25 protein-coding genes are annotated in these 21,026 nt (G+C 74.5%); 14 read left to right on the top strand and 11 right to left on the bottom strand.

All coding sequences use genetic code 11. The annotated features are described in order from the left end of the window. Positions 1 to 3: 3 nt before the first annotated feature. Together I598_RS04220 and I598_RS04215 are read left to right on the top strand one after the other, a co-directional pair. Positions 4 to 1,302 carry an alpha/beta hydrolase gene (locus I598_RS04220; protein WP_157557155.1) on the top strand — a complete coding sequence of 433 codons (1,299 nt, stop codon included), beginning with the start codon at positions 4 to 6 and terminating at the stop codon, positions 1,300 to 1,302. 46 nt (positions 1,303 to 1,348) lie between these two features. Beyond that, positions 1,349 to 2,206 (top strand): TrmH family RNA methyltransferase, encoded by an 858-nt coding sequence (locus tag I598_RS04215; RefSeq protein ID WP_068201548.1) that lies wholly within the window; start codon positions 1,349 to 1,351, stop codon positions 2,204 to 2,206. Between the two features lie 85 nt (positions 2,207 to 2,291). Here I598_RS04215 and I598_RS04210 read toward each other — a convergent pair whose 3' ends face one another. From I598_RS04210 to I598_RS04190, 5 genes are read right to left on the bottom strand one after another with little or no spacing between them, the layout of a single operon-like run. Then, entirely contained in the window at positions 2,292 to 2,561 is a 270-nt protein-coding gene (locus I598_RS04210; RefSeq protein WP_068201544.1) for a DUF6510 family protein, read from the bottom strand. Beyond that, positions 2,558 to 3,268 carry an FAD-binding oxidoreductase gene (locus tag I598_RS04205; protein WP_198155748.1) on the bottom strand — a complete coding sequence of 237 codons (711 nt, stop codon included), beginning with the start codon at positions 3,266 to 3,268 and terminating at the stop codon, positions 2,558 to 2,560. Before I598_RS04205 ends, I598_RS04210 begins: the two co-directional genes overlap by 4 nt. Continuing rightward, a complete protein-coding gene (locus tag I598_RS04200) occupies positions 3,265 to 3,855 on the bottom strand; it encodes a sulfite oxidase-like oxidoreductase (protein WP_068201540.1) in 591 nt (196 codons plus the stop codon). The genes I598_RS04205 and I598_RS04200 overlap by 4 nt, the downstream gene beginning before the upstream one ends. Positions 3,856 to 3,890: 35 nt before the next feature. Then, on the bottom strand, positions 3,891 to 4,079 hold the full coding sequence (locus I598_RS04195; RefSeq protein WP_068201538.1) for a hypothetical protein: 189 nt from the start codon (positions 4,077 to 4,079) through the stop codon (positions 3,891 to 3,893). Beyond that, positions 4,076 to 4,717 carry a DsbA family oxidoreductase gene (locus I598_RS04190; protein ID WP_068201537.1) on the bottom strand — a complete coding sequence of 214 codons (642 nt, stop codon included), beginning with the start codon at positions 4,715 to 4,717 and terminating at the stop codon, positions 4,076 to 4,078. Before I598_RS04190 ends, I598_RS04195 begins: the two co-directional genes overlap by 4 nt. Before the next feature lie 104 nt (positions 4,718 to 4,821). Here I598_RS04190 and I598_RS04185 point away from each other — a divergent pair, with 104 nt between their 5' ends. Then, positions 4,822 to 5,823 (top strand): siderophore-interacting protein, encoded by a 1,002-nt coding sequence (locus I598_RS04185; RefSeq protein ID WP_068201536.1) that lies wholly within the window; start codon positions 4,822 to 4,824, stop codon positions 5,821 to 5,823. Here the strand turns inward: I598_RS04185 and I598_RS04180 are convergent, their stop codons facing one another. Both I598_RS04180 and I598_RS04175 read right to left on the bottom strand, forming a co-directional pair. Further along, complete coding sequence (locus I598_RS04180) at positions 5,824 to 6,411, bottom strand: YbaK/EbsC family protein (protein WP_068201535.1); 588 nt, start codon at positions 6,409 to 6,411, stop codon at positions 5,824 to 5,826. Beyond that, the gene (locus I598_RS04175) at positions 6,408 to 6,938 is read right to left on the bottom strand and encodes a YbhB/YbcL family Raf kinase inhibitor-like protein (RefSeq protein ID WP_068201533.1); all 531 of its coding nucleotides are present in this window, start codon (positions 6,936 to 6,938) and stop codon (positions 6,408 to 6,410) included. The genes I598_RS04180 and I598_RS04175 overlap by 4 nt, the downstream gene beginning before the upstream one ends. A 173-nt stretch (positions 6,939 to 7,111) precedes the next feature. Between I598_RS04175 and I598_RS04170 the strand changes: the two genes are divergently transcribed. Genes I598_RS04170 through I598_RS04155 form a run of 4 tightly spaced genes read left to right on the top strand, consistent with a single transcriptional unit; the run spans position 7,112 to position 10,186 of the window. After that, positions 7,112 to 7,852 carry an SDR family oxidoreductase gene (locus I598_RS04170; RefSeq protein ID WP_068201532.1) on the top strand — a complete coding sequence of 247 codons (741 nt, stop codon included), beginning with the start codon at positions 7,112 to 7,114 and terminating at the stop codon, positions 7,850 to 7,852. Between the two features lie 11 nt (positions 7,853 to 7,863). Beyond that, the gene (locus I598_RS04165; protein ID WP_068201531.1) at positions 7,864 to 8,448 is read left to right on the top strand and encodes a TetR/AcrR family transcriptional regulator; all 585 of its coding nucleotides are present in this window, start codon (positions 7,864 to 7,866) and stop codon (positions 8,446 to 8,448) included. Next, positions 8,445 to 9,434 carry an NADPH:quinone oxidoreductase family protein gene (locus I598_RS04160; protein WP_068201530.1) on the top strand — a complete coding sequence of 330 codons (990 nt, stop codon included), beginning with the start codon at positions 8,445 to 8,447 and terminating at the stop codon, positions 9,432 to 9,434. Before I598_RS04165 ends, I598_RS04160 begins: the two co-directional genes overlap by 4 nt. Beyond that, positions 9,431 to 10,186: a glucose 1-dehydrogenase gene (locus I598_RS04155; RefSeq protein ID WP_232314258.1), complete on the top strand. Its 756-nt coding sequence runs from the start codon at positions 9,431 to 9,433 to the stop codon at positions 10,184 to 10,186. Before I598_RS04160 ends, I598_RS04155 begins: the two co-directional genes overlap by 4 nt. A 24-nt stretch (positions 10,187 to 10,210) precedes the next feature. On the opposite strand, the gene I598_RS04150 is transcribed toward I598_RS04155, so the two are convergent. Then, positions 10,211 to 11,044 (bottom strand): alpha/beta fold hydrolase, encoded by an 834-nt coding sequence (locus tag I598_RS04150; RefSeq protein WP_068201529.1) that lies wholly within the window; start codon positions 11,042 to 11,044, stop codon positions 10,211 to 10,213. Between the two features lie 179 nt (positions 11,045 to 11,223). Here I598_RS04150 and I598_RS04145 point away from each other — a divergent pair, with 179 nt between their 5' ends. From I598_RS04145 to I598_RS04125, 5 genes are read left to right on the top strand one after another with little or no spacing between them, the layout of a single operon-like run. Then, positions 11,224 to 11,955 (top strand): ABC transporter ATP-binding protein, encoded by a 732-nt coding sequence (locus I598_RS04145; RefSeq protein WP_068201528.1) that lies wholly within the window; start codon positions 11,224 to 11,226, stop codon positions 11,953 to 11,955. Next, positions 11,952 to 12,722 (top strand): ABC transporter ATP-binding protein, encoded by a 771-nt coding sequence (locus tag I598_RS04140; protein ID WP_068201527.1) that lies wholly within the window; start codon positions 11,952 to 11,954, stop codon positions 12,720 to 12,722. The genes I598_RS04145 and I598_RS04140 overlap by 4 nt, the downstream gene beginning before the upstream one ends. After that, positions 12,722 to 13,600, top strand: coding sequence for a branched-chain amino acid ABC transporter permease (locus tag I598_RS04135; RefSeq protein ID WP_068201526.1), 879 nt, complete (start codon positions 12,722 to 12,724; stop codon positions 13,598 to 13,600). The genes I598_RS04140 and I598_RS04135 overlap by 1 nt, the downstream gene beginning before the upstream one ends. Then, the gene (locus tag I598_RS04130) at positions 13,597 to 14,664 is read left to right on the top strand and encodes a branched-chain amino acid ABC transporter permease (RefSeq protein ID WP_068201525.1); all 1,068 of its coding nucleotides are present in this window, start codon (positions 13,597 to 13,599) and stop codon (positions 14,662 to 14,664) included. Before I598_RS04135 ends, I598_RS04130 begins: the two co-directional genes overlap by 4 nt. A 5-nt stretch (positions 14,665 to 14,669) precedes the next feature. Then, complete coding sequence (locus I598_RS04125; RefSeq protein WP_068201523.1) at positions 14,670 to 15,941, top strand: ABC transporter substrate-binding protein; 1,272 nt, start codon at positions 14,670 to 14,672, stop codon at positions 15,939 to 15,941. A gap of 320 nt (positions 15,942 to 16,261) precedes the next feature. Here the strand turns inward: I598_RS04125 and I598_RS04120 are convergent, their stop codons facing one another. After that, entirely contained in the window at positions 16,262 to 17,464 is a 1,203-nt protein-coding gene (locus I598_RS04120; RefSeq protein ID WP_068201522.1) for an acyl-CoA dehydrogenase family protein, read from the bottom strand. Then, complete coding sequence (locus I598_RS04115) at positions 17,465 to 18,526, bottom strand: phosphotransferase family protein (protein ID WP_068201519.1); 1,062 nt, start codon at positions 18,524 to 18,526, stop codon at positions 17,465 to 17,467. 187 nt (positions 18,527 to 18,713) lie between these two features. Between I598_RS04115 and I598_RS04110 the strand changes: the two genes are divergently transcribed. Together I598_RS04110 and I598_RS04105 are read left to right on the top strand one after the other, a co-directional pair. Continuing rightward, entirely contained in the window at positions 18,714 to 19,613 is a 900-nt protein-coding gene (locus I598_RS04110) for an alpha/beta fold hydrolase (RefSeq protein WP_198155747.1), read from the top strand. 20 nt (positions 19,614 to 19,633) lie between these two features. Continuing rightward, positions 19,634 to 20,605 (top strand): squalene cyclase, encoded by a 972-nt coding sequence (locus I598_RS04105; RefSeq protein ID WP_068204901.1) that lies wholly within the window; start codon positions 19,634 to 19,636, stop codon positions 20,603 to 20,605. Here the strand turns inward: I598_RS04105 and I598_RS04100 are convergent, their stop codons facing one another. Then, positions 20,606 to 21,019 carry an acyl-CoA thioesterase gene (locus tag I598_RS04100; RefSeq protein ID WP_068201516.1) on the bottom strand — a complete coding sequence of 138 codons (414 nt, stop codon included), beginning with the start codon at positions 21,017 to 21,019 and terminating at the stop codon, positions 20,606 to 20,608. Positions 21,020 to 21,026: the final 7 nt, after the last annotated feature.

The following is a 21,026-nucleotide window of genomic DNA, read 5'->3' as shown; positions in this document are numbered from 1 at the left end:
GCGATGAGCGCGCACCCGCCCCACCACGCCGCCCCGCCCACCGGCCGGACCCCGACGGTCCGCGCCGGTGGGTCGGGGGCCGCGACGACCGGCTCCCGTGACGACGACCACCACGACCGGAGGCCACGTGACGGGCGTCGGCGCAGCGTCACGGTCGTCGTGCTCGCCGTCGTCGCGGTGCTGCTCGCCCTCGTCGCCGTCGGTGCGCTGCTGCCCGGCGTGCCGGGCCTCGGGCATCTCGGGGCGCAGGCGTCCGCGTGGGCGGTCTGGCTCGCCGTGGCAGGGCTGGTCGTCACCCTGCTCGGAGCCGTCGCGCTGCTGCGGCACGGTTCGGTCGCGCGGGTCGTGGTGGTGTGCGCCGGGCTGGTCGCGGCCGTGTGCTCGGTCGTCGTGGTCACCGTGCAGCTGCGCGTCGCGCAGGAGCACGAGGTCGCCGTCGACATCGCCGAGATGTTCCGGGTGTCGCAGGACCGCCGCGCCCACGACGTCGACGTGACCTACGGCGAGCAGGACGGCGTCCCCCTCGGCCTGTCGCTGTGGCTGCCCGACGGCGGGACCGGCACGTCGGCCGCCGCCGCGCCGGTCGTGGTGCTGGTGCACGGCGGCGGCTGGACCGGCGGGCACCGCGCACAGGCGGGCACCGCCGCGCACGCCACCTGGTTCGCCGACCAGGGCTACCTGGTGGCGAGCGTCGACTACCCGCTCGCCACCGCCACCACCCCCCGCTGGGACACCGCCGAGGCCCAGGTCGCCTGCGCGCTCGTCTGGCTCGGGCAGCACGCCGCCGACCACGGGGGAGACCCCGGCCGGGTGCTCCTCGCCGGGGACTCCGCCGGCGGCAACCTCGCCCTCGACGTCGCCTACCGCGGCGCCGCCGGCACCCTGGCGCCCGCCTGCGAGGGTCCCGTCCCGCCCGTCACCGCCGTCAGCGCCCTGTACCCCGTCGCCTCGCCGGTGGCGTTCCACGACAACCCCGACCCGCTGCTCGGCGCCGACGCCCGCCGCTACGCCGAGACGTACACCGGTGGCACCCCCGACGAGGTGCCCGATCGGTACGCGAGCATCTGGCCCGCCGTCCACGTCACCGACGTCTCCCCGCCCACCCTGATGGTGCACGGCGCCGCCGACCACCTCGTGCCCGCCGCCGGGACGCAGCAGCTCGGCGACGTGCTGCGCACCCACGGCGTGACCCACGACGTCGTCCTCGTGCCTGCCGCCGACCACGTGTTCGACCGTGCCCCCGGCGGCGTCGGCACGCAGGTGTGGCGCGAGCTCACCGCCCGGCTCGTCCCGGCGTCCTGACCCCGGCACCGCCCGGCGTGCCCGGTGCGCCTGGGAGAATCACCGGGTGAACCATCCCGCCCTCGTCCGTGTCACCGACCCCGCCGACCCGCGCCTGCACGACTACACCGGCCTCACCGACGTCAAACTGCGCACCGTCCGCGAGCCCGCCGAGGGGCTGTTCATGGCGGAGTCGTCCAACGTCATCCGCCGCGCCCTCGCCGCCGGGCACCGGCCCCGGTCCTTCCTCATGGCCGACCGCTGGCTGGAGTCGATGGCCGACGTGCTCGCCGAGCACCCCGAGGCCCCCGTCTACGTCGCCGACGAGCCCGTGCTGGAGCAGATCACCGGCTTCCACCTGCACCGCGGGGCGCTCGCGGCCATGCACCGCCCCGTCCTGCCCGACGTCGCCGAGCTCCTGGGTGCCGCTCGCGACGGCGCCGGGGCGCGCCGCGTCGCCGTGCTGGAGGACATCGTCGACCACACGAACGTCGGGGCCATCTTCCGCAGCGCCGCCGCGCTGGGCGTCGACGCGGTGCTGGTGACGCCGCGCTGCGCGGACCCGCTCTACCGGCGGTCGGTGCGCGTCTCGATGGGCACGGTGTTCCAGGTGCCGTGGACGCGGATCCCGGACTGGCCGGTCGCCTCGGACGCCGGGCACGTCGGTGGCGCGGACCTGCTGCGCGGTCTCGGGTTCGCCGTCGCGGCCCTCGCGCTGAGCGACGACGCGGTCAGCCTCGACGACCTCGCCGCCGACCCGCCCGAGCGGCTCGCGCTGGTGCTCGGCGCCGAGGGCGACGGCCTCAAGCCGCGCACCGTCGCGGCTGCGGACGTCGTGGTGAAGATCCCCATGGCCGGGGCGGTGGACTCCCTCAACGTGGCCGCCGCGTCGGCCGTGGCGTTCTGGGCGACGCGTACGGCCTGACCGGCGTCGTGCCGATGTCACCGAACGTGCACACGTCGGAGAGGTGAACGATCATGCACCCGCGGCCGTGGGCGCCGCCGCCCGATCACCCCGCGACGCGCACCCAGGCGCACCCGCGCACGGAGACGGTCGCGCCGGCGGGGCGCTCGACCACGACGGCGAGCACCTGCTCGCAGGATGCGCAGCGCACGACGGTGCCCATGGCGGTGCGGTACACGACGGCGGTGGCCAGCACAGCGGTGGCGCCGCACCCGGCGCAGCGGGCGGTGGCGGTGGTGGCGTCGCCGGCGAGCACGGCAGCGAGGGGACCGGCGGCGGCGTTGCCGTCCAGAGGGAGGGGTCGCGGGAGCGTCATGAGGTGCCTCCGAAGCGTTCGGTCCGCACCCGCGCCGCCGGGTGGCCGAGCCCGGTGAGCATGGTGGCGGCGTGCTCGACGAACCCGGTGGGGCCGCAGACGAACACGGCCGGTGCGTCGTCGGGACCGAAGCCGGTGGCGTCGAGGTCGGCAGCGCCGAGCCTGCCCGCCGGCCGGTCGCCGTCGGCCTCGCGGGTGACGACGCGACGCACGGTCACCCCGTCGCCGGGGTCGCTCAGCTCGTCGGCGAACATCACGTCGGCGCGCGTCCGCACGGACAGCACGAGCAGGAACGGCGTGCCGCTCCCCGCAGCGGCACGGGCGCGCAGCATCGCGACCAGGGGCACGACGCCGGACCCGCCGGCGACGAGCAGCACGGGGGAGGGATCCGCCGGGTCCCAGACGAAATAGCCGCCGAGCGGCCCGCGGACCTCCATCACGTCGCCGGGACGGGCGACCTCGACGAGGTAGGGCGACACCTCGCCGTCCGGCACGGCGGCGACGGCGAGCTCGACCCGCTCGTCGGTGCCGGTCGCGGCCAGCGAGTACGACCGGGACGCCTGGTAGCCGTCGGGAGCGGTGAGCCGCACGTCGACGTGCTGGCCGGGCCGCGCACCCTGGAAGCCGGGGACGGCCAGGACGAGCGTGCGCGACGCCGCGGTGAGCGCCCGGGTGCCGACCACCGTCGCGGCGAGCCAGGGGGTCACGCGTACCGCTGCTCGAGCCAGGGGTCGCCGTAGGCGTGGTACCCGTTGACCTCCCAGAACCCGAGGTCCTCGGTCGTCATGAGCTCCAGCTCGCGCACCCACTTCGCGCTCTTCCAGAAGTACAGGTGCGGCACCAGCAGCCGGGCCGGGCCGCCGTGCACCGGGTCCAGGGGCTCCCCCTCGAACTCGTAGGCGATCCACGCCCTGCCGTCGGTGAGGTCCTCCAGCGGCACGTTGGTGGTGTACCCGCCGAAGGAGTGCGCCATGACGAAGTCCGCGGAGGTCTCGACGTCGGCCAGCAGCGTGTCCACGGAGACGCCGCGCCAGGTGGTGCCGAGCTTCGACCAGTGCGTCACGCAGTGGATGTCGGTGGTGACGTCCTCGGCCGGCAGCGCGAGCAGGGCCGACCAGTCCCAGCGCCGTGTCTCACCGGTCTCGGTCCGGACCTCCAGCGACCAGCGGTCCTCGTCGACGTTCGGCGTCGGCCCCGTGGACAGCACCGGGAAGTCGTCCGTGACGTACTGCCCCGGTGGGACGTCCGGGTCGACCTCGCGGCGCCCGCCGAACCCGCGTGTGACGATCCCCATCGCGCACCCCTGTCGGTCGTGGTGCTCCGATCAGATCAGGTGGCCGGGGGAGCCGCCAGCGGGAGGACGCCGCCGGGCGCGTCCGGTGCGGTCGGGACGGCGCACACGTCGCCCTCGCAGAGCGCCGCGTCGCCGCCGACGACGACGAACGGCGAGGCTGCGGCGGTGGGTGCTGCCGCCGGGGCCGGGTCGAGGCCGTCGGTCGTGGGGACGGTCCCGGTCACGCGACCTGCTCCGTGGCCTGGCGCAGCGCGCTCGCGAACACCTCGGGAGGCTGCGCGCCGGACACGGCGAGCCGGCCGTCGAGCACGAAGAACGGCACGCCGCGGATCCCGTAGGCGGCGGCCTGCGCGACGTCCTGCTCGACGTCGGCGGTGTAGTCGTCGCCGGTCAGCGCGGCGCGGACCTCGGTGGCGTCGAGCCCGACCTCGGCCGCGAGGTCGACGAGCTCGTCGAGGCGACCGACGTGGCGGCCCTGTGTGAAGTAGGCGGCCAGCAGCCGCTCCTTCATCTCGCCCTGGAGGCCGTGGGCCTTGGCCAGGTGCAGCAGCCGGTGGGCGAGCAGGGTGTTGGCCGGGTGCAGCGCCTCGTAGTCGAAGTCGAGCCCGACCTCGCGGGCGAGGCCCGTGGTGCGGGCCTCCATGCCGCGGGCGGTGTCGACGTCGACGCCCATCTTCGCGGCGAGCATCTCGGCGTGGGTGCCGGAGACGTCGGTGGGCATGTCGGGGGAGAGCTGGAACGAGCGGTACGTCACCTCGACGTCGACGTCGCTCGCGGCGACGGCGGACTCGAAGTTCCGCTTGCCGACGTAGCAGAAGGGGCAGGCGATGTCCGACCAGATGTCGACGTGAACCGTGGGCATGCCCGCGTCAACCGTGCCCCGGTGGGACGTGTTCCCAGGTGACCGGTGTGGCGTGGGTCACGGTGGTTGCCAACCACCCTCCTGGCGAGGTTAGGCTTGCCTGCATGACGCAGACGGCCACCGCTGAGACCACGAGCGTGACGACGCCCTACAAGATGTTCGACGTCGAGGTCTCGCGGGTCACCCGGCTCTGCCCGTCCTTCGTCCGGATCACGTTCACCGGCCAGGACCTCGACCGGTTCGCCGACAACGGCCGCGACCAGCGCATCAAGTTCCTCCTGCCCGCCCCCTGCGGCGGCTGGGAGTACCTCGACCGCCAGAACCCCGACTGGTTCACGACGTGGCGCGAGCTGCCCGAGGAGCGTCGCAACCCGCTGCGCACCTACACGGTGCGCGCGGTGCGGCCGGACCTGCGCGAGGTCGACGTCGACATCGTGCTGCACGGCGACACCGGCCCCGCGTCACGCTGGGCCAACGGTGCCCGCCCCGGCTCGCCGCTCGTGATCATCGGGCCCGACGCCGCGCACGACGGCCCGCACGGCGGGCTCGAGTTCAACCCGCCGGCCACCAGCCACGCGTTGCTCCTCGCCGGTGACGAGACGGCGGTGCCGGCCATCGCCTCCATCTGCGAGTCGCTGCCCGACGACGCCGTGGGCGAGGTCTTCCTCGAGGTCCCGCACGCCGAGGACCGCTGGACCCTCGTCGCACCCGCGGGCGTCCGTGTCACCTGGCTCGCCCGCGAGGACCGCGAGCACGGCGACCTGCTCGTGCCCGCCGTCCAGGGTGCCGCCGACCGCATGCTGGCCCTCGGCGTCCGCGCGTCCGTCGACGAGGTGCCCGGCGTGCCGGCCCCCGCGATCACGGCCGCCGGCGTCGACCTGGACGGCGAGCTCGCCGACGTCGACATCGACACCGACGTCCTGTGGGAGGTCCCGGTGGACGCCGACGGCCGCCCGCTCGTCCAGGACACGACGCTGTACGCGTGGTTCGCGGGGGAGGCGGGCGTCATCAAGACGCTGCGCCGCCACCTGGTGACGCACCGCGGCGTCGACCGCAAGTCCGTGGCCTTCATGGGCTACTGGCGCCGCGGCCGCGCCGAGTGCTGATCAGCCCCTGACGACCCCGAGGTCCGCGACGACCTCGACCCCGGGCAGCTCGCACAGCAGCGGTCCCGGCATCAGCACCTTCGAGCGGCGCAGGCCCGAACCCATCAGCGCGAGGGAGCCCGGCGCGCGGAACCGCTCGTCCACGAGCACCCGCCAGCCCGCCGGCAGGCCGAGCGGGGTGATGCCGCCGTACTCCATCCCGGTCTCGCGGGTGGCGCGCTCCATCGGCAGGAACGACGCCTTGCGGACGTCGAGGAGCTTGCGCACGCGCGTGTTGACGTCCGCCGCCGTGGTCGCGGGGACGACGCACGCGGCGACGCGTTCGACCTCCCCACGGCGCCCCGCGACGACGACGCAGTTGGCCGACGCCTCGGGCGGCAGCCCGTGCACGGTGTTGAGGGTGGCGGTGTCCGCGTGGTCGGGGTCGATCTCGGCCACCGCGACGCTCGTCGCGGCCCGGTCGTCGACGCCGGCCCACGCGGTCAGCACCGCCGCGACCGGGTCCGCCAGCAGGTCGGGGCGCCCGACCGCGGGCACCCAGTCGAGGTCGCCCAGGGTGGGCAGGAGCGCGGCGGTCGGGTCGTTCATCGCTGGTACGTCCCGGTGAGGGTGGCCCGGGCGAGGGTGTGGAAGTAGACGTTGAACGCGGCGTGCACGTTCGTGTTGTCGGTCGACAGGCCGAGGGAGTCGACGTCGAGCGCGTGCACCGCGAACACGTAGCGGTGCGCGTGGTCCCCGGGCGGCGGACCGGCACCCTCGAAGCCCTCCTGGCCGCCGTCGGAGGTGAGCTGGAACGCTCCGGCCGGGAGGAGCGCGCCGTCCGCGGACCCGGCGCCGCGCGGCAGCGAGGTCACGTCCGCGGGCACGTCCAGCAGGTGCCAGTGCCAGTAGCCCGAGGGCGTCGGCGCGTCGGGGTCGAAGCAGCTCACGACGAACGACCGCGTGTCGGCAGGGAAGCCGGACCAGGACAGCTCGGGGGAGGTGTTGCCGCCGTCCACGGCGTGCTCGGCCGACATCGCCGCCCCGTCGGTGAGGTCGGGGCTGGTCAGGGTGAACGTCGCCGGGACGGGGAGCAGGGAGTACGGGTCCGGGGGGATCGGGCGCGTGAAGTCCATGGCCCCACCCTGCCGCGACCTCCTCGCGGGGGCAACGTGGGTGCCGGGCCGGTTCCGCCCGGTCGGCGGTCCCGCGCGACGCCGAGCGGTGCTAGAGTCGGCATCACAAACCGACCAGACGGTACGCCAGGCGGTGGTGGCGACCGGGACGACGACGTTCGACGGGGTGACGGGTGCGCAGGTTCGAGGACAAGGTCACGATCATCACCGGCGGCAGCCGCGGCATCGGCTATGCCGTGGCCGAGCGGATCGTCGCCGAGGGCGGACGGGTCGTGCTCACGGGGCGCAAGGCCGACAGCCTCGCCGCGGCCGTCGCGCAGCTGGGGGAGGATCATGCCTCCGCCGTCGCCGGCAAGGCCGACGACCCGGCGCACCGCGACGAGGTGCTCGCCCACACCCTCGAGCGGCACGGCCGACTCGACCACCTGGTCAACAACGCGGGCATCAACCCCGCCTGGGGGCCCGCGCTGGAGACCGAGCCGTCCGTGATCCGCAAGATCATCGACGTCAACGTCGTCGCCGCCCTGGAGTGGACGCGCGACGCCGTCGCGGCCGGGCTGGCGGACTCCGTCGTGAACACGGCGTCGATCGCCGGCACCACCGCGAGCCCGAACATCGCGTTCTACGGCGTCTCCAAGGCGGCGCTCATCAACCTGACCGCACAGCTCGCCCACGAGCTCGCCCCGCGCCTGCGGGTCAACGCCGTGGCCCCCGCCGTCGTGCGGACCCGCCTCGCCGAGGCGCTCTACGTCGACCGTGAGGAGGAGGTGGCCGCCGGGTACCCCCTCCGGCGGCTCGGCGAGCCCGCGGACGTCGCCGGCCCCGTCGCGTTCCTGCTGTCGTCGGACGCGGCGTGGATCACCGGCCAGACACTCCGGATCGACGGTGGCGCGTCGATCCTGCCGCTCGGGTGAAGGATGTCCTCATGAAGACCACCCCCGTCGCCGACGCCGTGCTGAAGGCTGCCCTGGACCTCTTCGCGAGCCAGGGCTACGCCACCACCAGCGTCCAGCAGATCGTCGAGGCCGCCGGCGTCACCAAGGGCGCCATGTACCACTACTTCCAGTCGAAGGACGACCTGCTCTTCGCCATCTACGACCGGATCCTCACGCTCCAGAAGCGCCGCCTCGACGAGATCGTCGCGCAGGGCGGCGCGACCCTCGACGTCATCCGGGCCGTCTGCGTCGACGTCGTCGAGACGTCCATCGACCTCATGCCCGAGGGCACGGTGTTCTTCCGGAGCATGCACATGCTGACCCCGGCGCGGAACCAGGAGGTGACCCGTCGTCGGCGCGAGTACCACGACGAGTTCGCGGCGCTCGTGGCCCGCGCGCAGGCCGAGGGCGTGGTGCGCACGGACGTCCCGCGGCCCGTGCTCATCGCCCACTTCTACTCCGACGTGCACTACCTGTCGTACTGGTACTCGCCGTCGGGACCAGAGTCCAAGACCGAGGTGGCGAGCCAGCTCGCCGACCTCTTCCTGCGAAGCATCACCGTGGAGGACGGATGACCCGCACCACCCGCGCCTGGCGCGTGCACCGCACCGGCGAACCCACCGAGGTGATGAGCCTCGACGACGTCGAGGTCCCGCCGCCCGGGCCCGGCGAGGCGTCCGTCCGCGTCCTGGCCGTCGCGGTGAACTTCCCCGACGTGCTCCTGGCGCGCGGGCAGTACCAGGTCCGCCCCGAGCCGCCGTTCGTGCCGGGCATCGAGCTGTGCGGCGAGGTCACGGCCGTCGGCGCCGGGGTCGACCGCGTCGCCGTCGGCGACCGGGTCGTCGGGTCCCACATCGGCGTGCTCGCCGAGGAGGTCGTCCTCCCCGCCGCCCTGCTGCACCCCGCGCCCGCCCCGCTCGACGACGCGCAGGCCGCCGCGCTGACGGTCGCCTACCAGACCGCGTGGTTCGGCCTGCACCGTCGCGCCGGGCTCGCCGCCGGGGAGACCCTGCTCGTGCACGCCGCCGCGGGTGGCGTGGGCACGGCGGCCTGCCAGCTCGGCCGGGCGGCGGGCGCCCGGGTGATCGGGGTGGTCGGCAGCGACGCCAAGGCCGCCGTCGCCCGTGCCGCCGGCGCGGAGCACGTCCTGCTGCGTTCCGACGACGTCGCCGCCGCGGTCAAGGAGATCACCGGCGGCCACGGTGCCGACGTCGTGTTCGACCCCGTGGGCGGGGCCTCGTTCGAGGCGTCCACGAAGTGCGTCGCGTTCGAGGGGCGGATCGTCGTCGTCGGGTTCGCCAGCGGCCAGATCCCGCCGGTGCGCGCCAACCACGCCCTGGTGAAGAACTACTCCGTCGTCGGCCTGCACTGGGGCCTGTACGCGCAGCGCGACCCCGCGCTCGTCGACACCGCGCACGCCGAGCTCGTCCGGCTCGCCGCCGACGGGGTGATCCGTCCGGTCGTCGCCGACGTCGTGCCGTTCGACAAGGCCCCCGAGGCGGTCGAGCTGCTCGCGACCGGCGCCACCACGGGCCGCCTCGTCGTGCAGGTCGCGTCGTGACCGCGGCGGCCACCACCCTGTTCGACCTCTCCGGCCGTGTCGCCCTGGTCACCGGCGGGGCACGCGGCATCGGTGCCGCGTACGTGCGCGCGCTGCACGACGCCGGTGCGCGCGTCGTCGTCGCCGACCTGCTGGAGGACGAGGGGAGCGCGCTCGCCGCCGACCTCGGCGACCGGGTGCGGTTCGCCCGCCTGGACGTCACCGACGAGGACGGCTGGGCCGCCGTCGTGGCGGACGTCGTGGCCGGTTGGGGCGGCCTGGACGTGCTCGTCAACAACGCGGGCATCGCGAACGCCGGGCCGATCGAGCACTACCCCCGGGCCAAGTGGGACGCCGTCATCGCCGTCAACCTCACCGGCGTCTACCTCGGCTGCCGTGCCGTCGTCGCGGCCCTGCGGGCCCGGGGCGGCGGGTCCATCGTCAACATCTCGTCCGTCGAGGGCATGCGGGGCAGCACCCACCTGCACGGGTACGTCGCGTCCAAGTTCGGCGTGCGCGGGCTGACGAAGTCGCTCGCCGTCGAGCTCGGTGCGGACGGCATCCGGGTGAACTCGGTCCACCCCGGATTCGTCGAGACCGACATGACCGCCCGGATCGACCCGAGCGGCCTGCCGATCCCGCTGCGCCGGGGCGGCCGGCCCGACGATCTGACGGGCACCCTCCTCTACCTGGCGAGCGACGCGTCCGCCTACGTCACGGGCGCCGAGCTCGTCGTCGACGGCGGGATGATCAACGGCGTCGGCCACCTCTGAGCCCGGTGGCGACCGGGCCGGCGCTCACCGGGCGGCCGCCTTGATCACCGAGACCACCGTGAGCGGGCGAGTCATCATCACCACGTGCGAGCTGCGGACCTCGATCGTCGTCGAGCCCGCCCGGGCGGCCATCGCGCGCTCGGCCTCCGGGGGGATGATGCGGTCCTCCGTGGCGACCACGTACCAGCTCGGGATCGTCCGCCACGCCGGTTCGCCGGACGGCGAGACCAGGGCGGCGAGGGCACCGGGGCGCTGGGTGCCGGCCATCGTGGCGGCCAGGCGACGCGGGAGGTCCTGGGCGAAGAGGCGCGGGTACCACGCGGGGTCGATGTACGCGTCGTAGTCGCCGACCGCGGCGCCGGGGAACGGACGCAGGACGAGGTGGTCGATCACGTCGGAGTGCCCGCCGCCCAGGGAGTTCGCGGCGGCCACCGACTCGCCCTCGTCGAGGGCGTAGGCCGCCACGTAGACCAGCGACCGCACCTGGTCGTTGCCGGTCGCCGCGTCGGTGATGACGGCGCCGCCGTACGAGTGCCCGACCAGGACGACGGGGCCCTCGATCGTGCCGAGGAACAGTCGCAGGTACTCCGCGTCGTGGTCGATGCCGCGCAAGGGGTTGGAGAACGCGACGACCGGGTAGCCGTCCGCCTGGAGCCTCTCGGCGACCACGGTCCAGCCGCTGGAGTCGGCGAACGCCCCGTGGACCAGGACGACGGTGGGCCGTGCACGGTCGTGCCGCCCGGCGGCGGCGTCCGTGGCGGGACCGGCGGACGCGGTGAGCGGCGCGAGGCCGAGGACGACCAGCACGGCGAGCACGATCGCGACGAGGCGGCGTGACCGGTGGGCGAGCGTTGACATGGTGGCTCCTTCGACGGTGGGCAGGTCCGTTCCAGGGTCGGCCTGCGGGGCGGACCCGGGACCACGTGCTCCGCGTAGTCCGAGGCCCAGTCACGAACGTGCAACATCTCCCAGACCGACATACCGGCCAGTCGGTTTATGCGCTACGGTGGTCCCACGTCCGACACGAAGAGGTGCCGATGTCCGCTCACGTCCCCCGTCTCGAGGTCTCCGGCCTGACGGTCGCCTTCGGTGGCCTCACCGCGCTCGACGACGTCAGCTTCACGGTCGACGACGGCCGCACCGTCGCCCTCATCGGCCCCAACGGGGCCGGCAAGACGACCGTGTTCAACGCCGTCTGCGCGCTCGTCCGACCCGCCGCCGGGCAGATCCGCGTCGGCGGGCGCCCGGCGCCCGCCGGCCCCACCGGGCTCGCCGACCTCGGGGTCGCGCGCACGCTCCAGGGGCTCGGGCTGTTCGACGCGATGACCGCCCTGGAGAACGTGCTCGTGCCCCTCGCCCGGCGCCGACGGCAGCACGCCGACGACGTCGACGCGGCTCTGGGCACCCTCGACCGTCTCGGTCTCGCCGCGCACGCGCACACCCCCGTCGCGGCCCTGCCCTACCCCGAGCGCAAGCGTGTCGCCCTCGCCCGCGCGCTCGTCGTCCGGCCGCGGCTGCTGCTGCTCGACGAACCCGCGGGCGGGCTCGGCGCCGAGGACATCGGCGAGCTGGACCGCGTCGTGCGGGAGCTCGCCGGACAGGGCTGCTCGGTGCTCCTCGTCGAGCACCACGTCGACTTCGTCATGGGCCTCGCCGACCAGGTCGTCGTCCTCGACTTCGGACGGGTCGTCGCCTGCGGCACGCCCGACGAGGTCCGCAACGACCCTGCGGTCGAGGCGGCCTACCTGGGGCTGGAGGCCGCGGTATGAGCGCGAGCAGCAACGGCACGACCGCGCCGGCCGAGCCCACCACCACGACCCGGACCCTCCTCGCCGTCGACGGCCTCGTCGTCGGGTACGCCGGGGCACCCGTCCTCGACGGCCTGACGATCGAGGTCGCCGCCGGCGACGTCGTCGCCCTGCTCGGCGCCAACGGCGCGGGCAAGACGACCCTGCTGCGGGCCGTGTCCGGGCTCGTCCCGCTCCGCGGCGGCCGCGTCGTCCTCGACGCCGAGGACCTCACCGGGCTCGCCGTCGAGGACCGGGCCCGCCGCGGGCTCGCGCAGGTCCCCGAGGGGCGCAGCGTCGTGGCCGAGCTCACCGTCGAGGAGAACCTCCAGCTCGGGGCGCTCTGGCGCATCCCGGGACGACGGGCGCGACGCGCCGCCGTCGACGAGCTCTACGACGAGCTCGAGCCGCTGGCCCGCCGTCGGCAGGCCTACGGCCACCAGCTCTCGGGCGGCGAGCGCCAGATGCTCGCCCTCGCCCGCGCGCTCGTGTCCCGGCCGCGCGTCCTGCTGCTCGACGAACCCTCCCTCGGGCTCGCGCCACGGGTCGTCGCCCAGCTCCTGGGGACGCTGCGCGAGGCCGCACGCCGCACCGGGCTGACCGTCCTGCTCGCCGAGCAGAACGTCACCAGCGCCCTGTCCATCGCCGACCGCGGCATCGTGCTCGGCCTCGGGGAGGTCGTCGCCGACGCCCCGGCCGCGCAGCTCGCCGCCGACCCGGCCCTCCGCCACGCCTACCTGGGGTTCTGATGGACCGTCTCGCCTTCCTCCTTGCCACCGGCATCGCCCGCGGCCTCGTCGTCGCCCTCTTCGCGCTCTCGCTCGTCATCATCTGGCGCGCCGCGCGCATCGTGAACTTCGCCCAGGCCGCCATGGCCGTCGTCGCCGTCTTCGTCGGCCTTGCCGTCACGAACCTCACCGGGTCGTTCTGGCTCGGGCTCGTCGTCGCGACCGCCACCGGCGCGGCCGTCGGGTACGCCGTCGAACGGTGGCTGATCCGGCTCGTCCCGGCCACCACGCCGCTGCCCGGCATGATCGTCGCCATCGGGCTGGTCATGGTGCTGCAGTCCGCGATCGGGATCGCGTTCGGGCCGCGGCACCGCCCCGTCCAGGCGCCCCTGTCCGAGCAGCCGTTCGTCGTGGGCGGCGTCCCCGTCCTGTCGCCCTACGACCTGTTCGTCCTGCTCGTGGCGCTCGGCGTCGTCGTCGCCCTCGCGGTGCTGTTCAACGCCACCGGGCTGGGCCTGCAGATGCGGGCCTCGGCCATGGCGCCCGAGGTGTCGCGGCTCCTCGGCGTCCGCGTGCCCCGCATGGTGACGCTCGGCTGGATGCTGTCGGCGGCCGTCGCCGCCCTGGCCGTCATGCTGCTCGTGCCCACCGAGCTGGGGCTCAACGCCCACAGCGGCGACGTCCTGTTCGTCCACGCGTTCACGGTCGCGGTCCTCGGTGGCCTCGACTCGCCGGTCGGCGCGCTCGTCGGCGGCGTCGTCGTCGGCGTGCTCGTCAGCCTCGTCACCGGGTTCCTCGGGGCGGGGTTCGCGCCGATCGCCGTGCTCGTCCTGCTCACCGGGGTGCTGCTCGTGCGGCCCGGGGGGATCTTCGCCGCCAAGGAGGCCCGCACCGCATGACCACCGACCGACAGCGGACCCGCGCCGTGCTCCTGCGCGCCGCCGTGTGCACCCTCCTGGCGGTGGGCGCGACCTTCGTGCTCGACGACTACCGCAACTACCAGCTCGCCGTCGTCGCGGCCGTCTTCTGCGCCACCGCCGGCCTGACCCTCCTGGTCGGGCTGACCGGGCAGCTCTCCCTGGGCCACGCCGTCCTCATGGCCGCCGGTGGCTACGGGTACGCCCTCACGGCGACCCCCGCCGCCGACGCCGGGCTGGGCGGACCCGCCCGGTTCGCGCTCGGCATCGCCGGGGCCCTGGTGCTGGCCGGCGCCGTCGGCCTCCTGCTCGGCCTCGCCGGTGCCCGCCTCAAGGGCCCCTACCTGGCCGGGCTCACCCTCGCGCTCGTCATCGCCCTGCCCGCCATCACGACCCAGGTGCCCGTCCTCGGCGGTGCCGCCGGGGTCGGCGCACCGTTCGAGGGCGTCCCCGACGGCCTGCGGGGCGTCGTCGGGGTCGAGCAGTGGCACGCCTGGATCGCCGTGCTCGTCGCCGCCGTCGCCGTCACGCCCCTGGCGCTGCTGCGCTCCGGGCGGGCCGGGCTGCGGATGCGCGCCGTGCACGGCGACGAGACCGCCGCCCGCCTCGCCGGGATCTCGCCCGCCCGGGTCAAGACCGGCGCGTTCGTCGCCGGCGCGCTCTCCGCCGGGCTCGGCGGTGCCGTCCTGGCCGTCGTCACCCAGAGCGTCAGCCCCGGTGCCTACGACCTCGCCTACTCCCTGCTGCTGCTCGTCGCCGTCGTCGTCGGCGGTCTCGGCAGCATCGGCGGCGCCGCCGTCGGAGCCGCGCTCGTCGTCCTCGTGCCCTGGCTCATCGACACGGTCGTGACCGGTGTCGGGCTGCCCGCGGACCTCGAGCAGCGGCTGGCCGGCAACGCGGCGGTCCTCGTCTTCGGTGCGCTGCTCGTCGCGGTCACCGTCGTGTGGCCGGGAGGGCTGTCCCACGCCCTCGGCGGCCGCGTCAGCTCCCTCACCCACCGGCTCCGGCCGGGCCGGAAAGTCCCGCGAACGCTCACAGAGAGGTGACCTCCATGCGGACCACCACCACCCGACGCACCCGTGCGCGCGCCATCGCCGCCCTCGGCGCGGCCGCGCTCGTCCTCCCGCTCGCCGCCTGCGGCGGCACGGACGAGGCCTCGCCCGGCGTCAGCGCCGAGACCATCACCATCGGCACCCACCAGCCCTTGTCCGGGCCCGCCGCCGCCGGCTACTCGTCGATCTCCGCCGCCACCCAGGCCTACTTCGACCACGTCAACGCCCAGGGCGGCGTGCACGGCCGGCAGATCGAGTACCTCGTCAAGAACGACGGCTACAACCCCGCCACCACCCAGACCGTCGTCCGCGAGCTCGTCCAGCAGGACGAGGTGTTCGCCATCCTCAACGGGCTCGGCACCCCGACCCACTCCGCGGTCCTGGACTTCCTCAACCAGAACGAGGTGCCCGACCTGTTCGTCTCCTCCGGGTCGACCGCCTGGAACGACCCCGAGGAGTACCCCTACACCTTCGGGTACAACGCGGACTACCACGTCGAGGGCTCCGCGCTCGGCCAGTACGCCGCCGACGAGCACGCCGACAGCTCCGTCTGCGTCCTGGGCCAGGACGACGACTACGGCGAGACGTTCCTCGAGGGGGTCCAGATCGCCCTCGGCGAGGACGGCGTCACCGCCACCGAGACGTACGACACGTCCAACCAGGACGTCACCGCACAGATCGGCGCCCTCCAGGCCGCCGGCTGCGAGGTCGTCATGCTCGCCACCGTCAACGGGTTCACTGCGCTCGCGGTCGGCACCGCCGCCCAGATGGGCTTCATGCCCACGTGGATGGCGGCGTCCGCCGGCGGCGACTACCCGACCCTGACCGGGTTCCTCGGCGAGGCCGCCCCGCAGCTCCTCCAGGGGTTCGTGTCCGTCAACTACCTGCCCTTCAGCCCCGACAGCGACTGGGTCGAGCTCTTCACCTCGATCAACGAGGAGTACAACGACGGCGCCCCGTTCGACGGGAACACCGTCTTCGGGATGAGCGTCGGGTACGCGTTCGTCGAGGCGCTCACCCGGGCAGGGGAGGACCCCACCCGCGAGTCGCTGGTCGAGGCGCTCGAGTCCGGTGAGGTGACCGGCAACGGCATCGCCCCGCTGGCCTACTCGGCCGACGACCACGGCGGCTACGACACCGTCGGGATCACCACCGTCGTCGACGGCGTCCAGGACTTCGTCGGCACCACCTACCGCCTCGACGGCGACACCGTGTCCACCGCCGAGCCGTCCGCTCCGCCCGTCGAGGGGGAGGGTGTCCCGGCCGAGTGACGATCTGCCGCCCGGCGGACCCGCCGGGCGGACCGGTCCGACGGGACCCGCTGCTCCATCCCCCCGGAGCGTCGGGTCCCGTCGTCGTCCCCCGGAGGCGACGCGACGAGTCAGCGCTGGTGAGCACGGGTCAGCACGGGTGGCGCCGAGTCAGCGCAAGAAAGCGCGAGTCAGCACGGTGTGGCGCGAGTCAGCACAAGCGAACGCGAGTCAGCGCGGGATCCGGGAGGATCCTGCGCTGACTCGCGTTGTCGTGCGCTGACTCGCGTTCTCTTGCGCTGACTGGCGCCTTCTTGCGCTGACTGGAGTCGGCTCGTCGCTCAGCGGCGCAGCTGCGCGCGGCCGAGCGAGGCGAGGTGCACCTCGTCGGGGCCGTCGGCGATCCGCAGCGAGCGGATCCCGGCGAACATCTCCGCGAGCGGCTGGTCGCCGGAGACCCCGGCGGCGCCGAAGAGCTGGACGACGCGGTCGAGGATGCGCTGCACGGCACGCGGGACGGCGATCTTGATCGCCTGGATCTCGGTCATGGCGGCCCGGTTGCCGGCGGTGTCCATGAGCCACGCGGTCTTGAGGACGAGCAGCCGCAGGGCCTCGATCTCGACGCGGGCCTCGGCGACCCACTCGCGCACGACGCCCTGCTGGGCGAGGGGCACGCCGAACGTCGACCGGTCGTGCGCACGGTCGACGGCGAGCGCGAGCGCCCGCTCGGCGGTGCCGAGGGCGCGCATGCAGTGGTGGATGCGGCCCGGTCCGAGCCGCGCCTGGGCGATCGCGAAGCCGTCGCCCTCCTGACCGAGGAGGTGCGACGCGGGGACGCGGACGTCGTCGAACACGATCTCGGCGTGCCCGCCGTGGTCGCGGTCGTCGTAGCCGAAGACGGTCAGCGGGCGCACGACGCGCACGCCCGGGGTGTCACGGGGGACGAGCACCATCGACTGCTGACGGTGCCGGTCGGCGTCGGGGTCGGTCTTGCCCATGACGACGAGCAGCGTGCAGTCGGGGCTCATCGCGCCGGTCGACCACCACTTGCGGCCCGTGACGACGTACTCGTCGCCGTCGCGGCGGATGCGGGTGCCGATCTGGGAGGCGTCGGAGGACGCGACGTCCGGCTCGGTCATGGAGAAGGCGGAGCGGATGCGGGCGTCCAGCAGCGGTGCGAGCCAGCGCTCCTGCTGCGCCGGGGTGCCGAACTCGGCGAGGAGCTCCATGTTGCCGGTGTCGGGGGCGGCGCAGTTCATGGCCACGGGGGCGAGACGCGGGCTCCAGCCGGTCAGCTCGGCCAGCGGGGCGTACTGGAGGTTCGTCAGGCCGGCCCCTCGTGCGGAGGGCAGGAACAGGTTCCACAGCCCTTCGGCCCTGGCCTTGGCGCGCAGCTCGTCGACGACGGGCCGGAAGGTCCAGTCGTCGGGTGTGGCGGCGAGCTGGGCGTCCAGGACGGGTTCGGCGGGCAGGACGTGGTCGTGGACGAAGGTCCGGACCTGCTCGGTGAGCTCGGCGGTGCGGGCGTCGGGGGCGAAGTCCATTCAGGCGCTCCTGGGTCGGGCGGTCGCGCGGGCGAGCCCGTCGGCCGCGAGGGGGGCGACGAGGTCGCCGATGGCGTCGAAGCCGTCGCCGACGGTCTCGCCGGCGCGGTAGCGGAAGTGGATCCCCTCGAGGATCACGGCGAGCTTGTAGGCCGCGAAGGCGCGGTACCACCACAGGTCGGGCACCACCGTGCCGGTGCGGGCCGCGTAGGTGTCGACGATCTCGTCGAAGGTGGGGTAGCCGGCGTCGGGGACGACGGCGGACACGACGGTGTCGTGGCCGGTGAGGTCCCGGATGTCCCAGTAGAGGCCGAGCAGGCCGAGGTCGACGAGGGGGTCGCCGAGGGTGGCCATCTCCCAGTCGAGGACGGCGGCGACGTGCGGGTGGTCGGCGGTCCCGGCGACGAGGGCGTTGTCGAGGCGGTAGTCGCCGTGCACGATGCCGGTGCGGGACGTCGTCGGCAGCCCGGCCCCGAGGCGTTGCTGGAGGGCGTCGAGCTCGGGCAGGTCGCGGGAGCGGGAGGCGTCGTACTGGCGGCGCCAGGTGGTGAGCTGCCGGTCGAGGTAGCCCTGGGGGCGCCCGAAGTCGCCCAGCCCGACGGCGTCGGGGTCGACGGCGTGCAGGTCGGCGAGGGTCGTCGCGAGCGCGATGCCGAGGCGGTGGAGCCCGGCGGGGGTGTACGACGCGTTCTGCGCGGGCCGCGCCAGGACGGTCCCGGCGACGTGCTCCATGACGAAGAACGTGGTGCCGGTGACCTCCTGGGCCGTGGTGTCGTCGACGACGTCGACGACGGCGGGCACCGGGACGTCGCTGAGCCCGAGCGCGGAGATGACGCGGTGCTCCCGGCGCATGTCGTGGGCGCTGGACAGCACGTGGCCGAGCGGCGGGCGGCGCAGCACGAGCGGTCGGCGGGCGCCGTCGACGCGGTAGGTGAGGTTGCTGCGCCCCCCGGTGATGACCTCGGCGGTCAGGGGGGAGCCCGGGTGGGGGGCGAGCTCCGGGTGCTCGCGTGTCAACCAGGCGGACAGCCCCGCTCGGTCCAGGCCGGGCACGTCGGTCATCGGTGACCTCATCTCTCGCTCGGACCCGGCCTCGACGCCGGGCTCCAGGCAGCATACCGCGCGGTCGGTATGTCGGCGAACGTGTCGACGCGGGCGTGCGTCGCCCTGACGATCTTGTGCGGACCGATGAGTCCCGCCGACGGGCGCGGTCCGTCCAGGTGCCGACAGTGCGCGGAGGAGGTGACGTGTGACGTCCCACGACGACGGCCGAAGGGTTCGCATCGGCGCGGCCGACGGCGAGGCCCTCGGTCCGGAACGGTTCGCCGAGCAGGACGGTGTGCGCCTGTGCTACCAGGCCGTCGGCGCCCCGGCGTGGCCGACGATGATCCTGATCGGCGGGATGGGTGCCTCGATGGACTGGTGGCCCACGGACCTCTGCGTCGCGCTGGCCGACGGCGGGCGGCGGGTCGTGCGCTACGACCACCGCGACACCGGGCGGTCGACGACGGGGGCGCCCGGCGACCCCGGGTACACGGCCCGCGACCTGGCCGAGGACCCGTTGCGCGTCCTGGACGCCCTGCAGGTCGACCGGGCCCACCTGGTCGGGCTGTCGATGGGCGGCGGCATCGCCCAGGAGCTGGCGGTCGAGCACCCCGGGCGCGTCGCGTCGCTCACGCTGATCTCGACGTCCGCCGCGCTCGACCGGTCGGACGGCACACCGCTCCCCGGACCGGCACCCGGGTTGGCGGACCTCTGGGGCGGCCCGGGTCCCGGTCCCGGGGAGGCCGCGGCCGTGGAGGCGGCGGTCCGCGAGGACCGCCTGCTCACGGCGGGCGGGCGCTTCGACGAGCAGCGCACGCGCGCGATCGCGCGTCGCGCCGTGCACCGGAGCATCGACCCGGCGGCGTCCGCGAACCACGCGACCCTGGCACCGGGGCCGCCCGTCCGAGGAGCCCTGGCCGACATCGGGGCGCCGACGCTCGTGGTCCACGGGGACCGTGACCCGCTCTTCCCCGGGCACGGGGAACGGCTCGCCGCCGAGATCCCCGGGGCGCGGCTGCTCGTCCTGGCCCGGACAGGTCACCAGGTCCCGCCGCCGCACACCTGGGGGCGGCTGCTCCCCGCGGTCCTGGAGCACACGGCGTGACCTCGCCGTACGATCGCCGGATGAGCGTGCCCACGCAGTGGCTGCTGGAGTCGGACCCGGCACTGCGCTGGCAGGTCGAGCGCGACCTGCTGGGGCTGGACGACGCCGCCTGGCGGGCGACGAGGGCGCGCGTCGCGACCGAGGGCTTCGGCGCCCGGCTCCTCGCGCATCAGGATCCCGACGGCCGGTGGGCGCGAGGCGCGTTCTTCCCGGGTGGCCAGGAGTGGTTCGCGGTCCAGGGCGAGGTGCCGCAGCCGTGGACCGCGACCACCTGGTCGCTGAGCTCGCTGCGCGAGTGGGGCCTGGACCCCGTGGTGCTGCTCGAGCGGGACACCCCGGGCCTCCTGGCCCGCCACTGCCGTTGGGAGTACGACGACCTGCCCTACTGGGAGGGCGAGGTCGACTGCTGCATCAACGCCTTCACGCTCGCCAACGGCGACTGGCTCGGCGTCGACGTCGGCGCGATCCTGGAGCGGCTCGTCGGGCCGGCGGGGGGCCGGATGCCCGACGGCGGGTGGAACTGCTCGTGGGTCGACGGCGCGCAGGTGTCGTCGTTCTGGTCCACGCTCAACGTGGTGTCCGGCCTGCTGGACCACGAGCAGCTCGTGGGCGGCGACGCCCGCGCCCGGGAGGCGCGTCGTGCGGGCGAGGAGTACCTGCTGGCCCGGCGGCTGATGTACCGGCTGTCGACCGGTGAGGTCGTGGGGCCCTGGGTGCGCCGGTTCGAGTACCCGTACCGCGGCGACTACAGCGTGCTGCGAGCCCTGGACCACTTCCGCCGCGCCGCCGCCCACGACGGCACGGCGCCCGACGGGCGTCTCGCCGACGCCGTCGACGTGGTCCGCGGGGCGCGCCGCGACGACGGCACCTGGGCCCGCGAGCACCGGCACGCGGGCGACGTCTGGTTCGAGGTCGACGTCCCGGTGGGGGAGCCGTCGCCGTGGCTGACCCTCACCGGCACCCTGGCGCTGCGGTGGTGGGACGCGCGCTGATCAGCCGACGGGTGCGCCGAGGTGCTCCTCGACGGCCGCCCGGATCGCCGTCGGCACCGGCACCGGCCGCTGCGTGGCCGCGTCGACGAACACGTGGGTGAAGCGGCCGTGCGCGAGCGGCTCGTCGTCGCCGGCCCGCACGATCGGCAGGTCCCAGGTGATGCTGGTCGTGCCCACCCGGGCGACCCCCACGAGGACCTCCAGGTCGTCGGGGTAGGAGGCGGGGGCGCGGAACTCGCAGGACGACGCGACGCAGTACCCGCGGACGTCGCCGGCGGGGTCGAGGCCTGCTTCGCGGATCATCCACGTGTTCACCGCGGTGTCCATCGCCTGGTAGTAGACGGTGTTGTTGACGTGCCCGTACTGGTCGTTGTCGTTCCAGCGCAGGGCGAACGGGTGGCGGGGGCGGGGCATCGGGGTC

This window comes from Isoptericola dokdonensis DS-3 (assembly GCF_001636295.1).
In the GTDB taxonomy this organism is placed as follows: domain Bacteria; phylum Actinomycetota; class Actinomycetes; order Actinomycetales; family Cellulomonadaceae; genus Isoptericola; species Isoptericola dokdonensis.
Note: the sequence above shows the minus strand (reverse complement) of the source record. Positions and strands in the feature narration are given on the sequence as shown.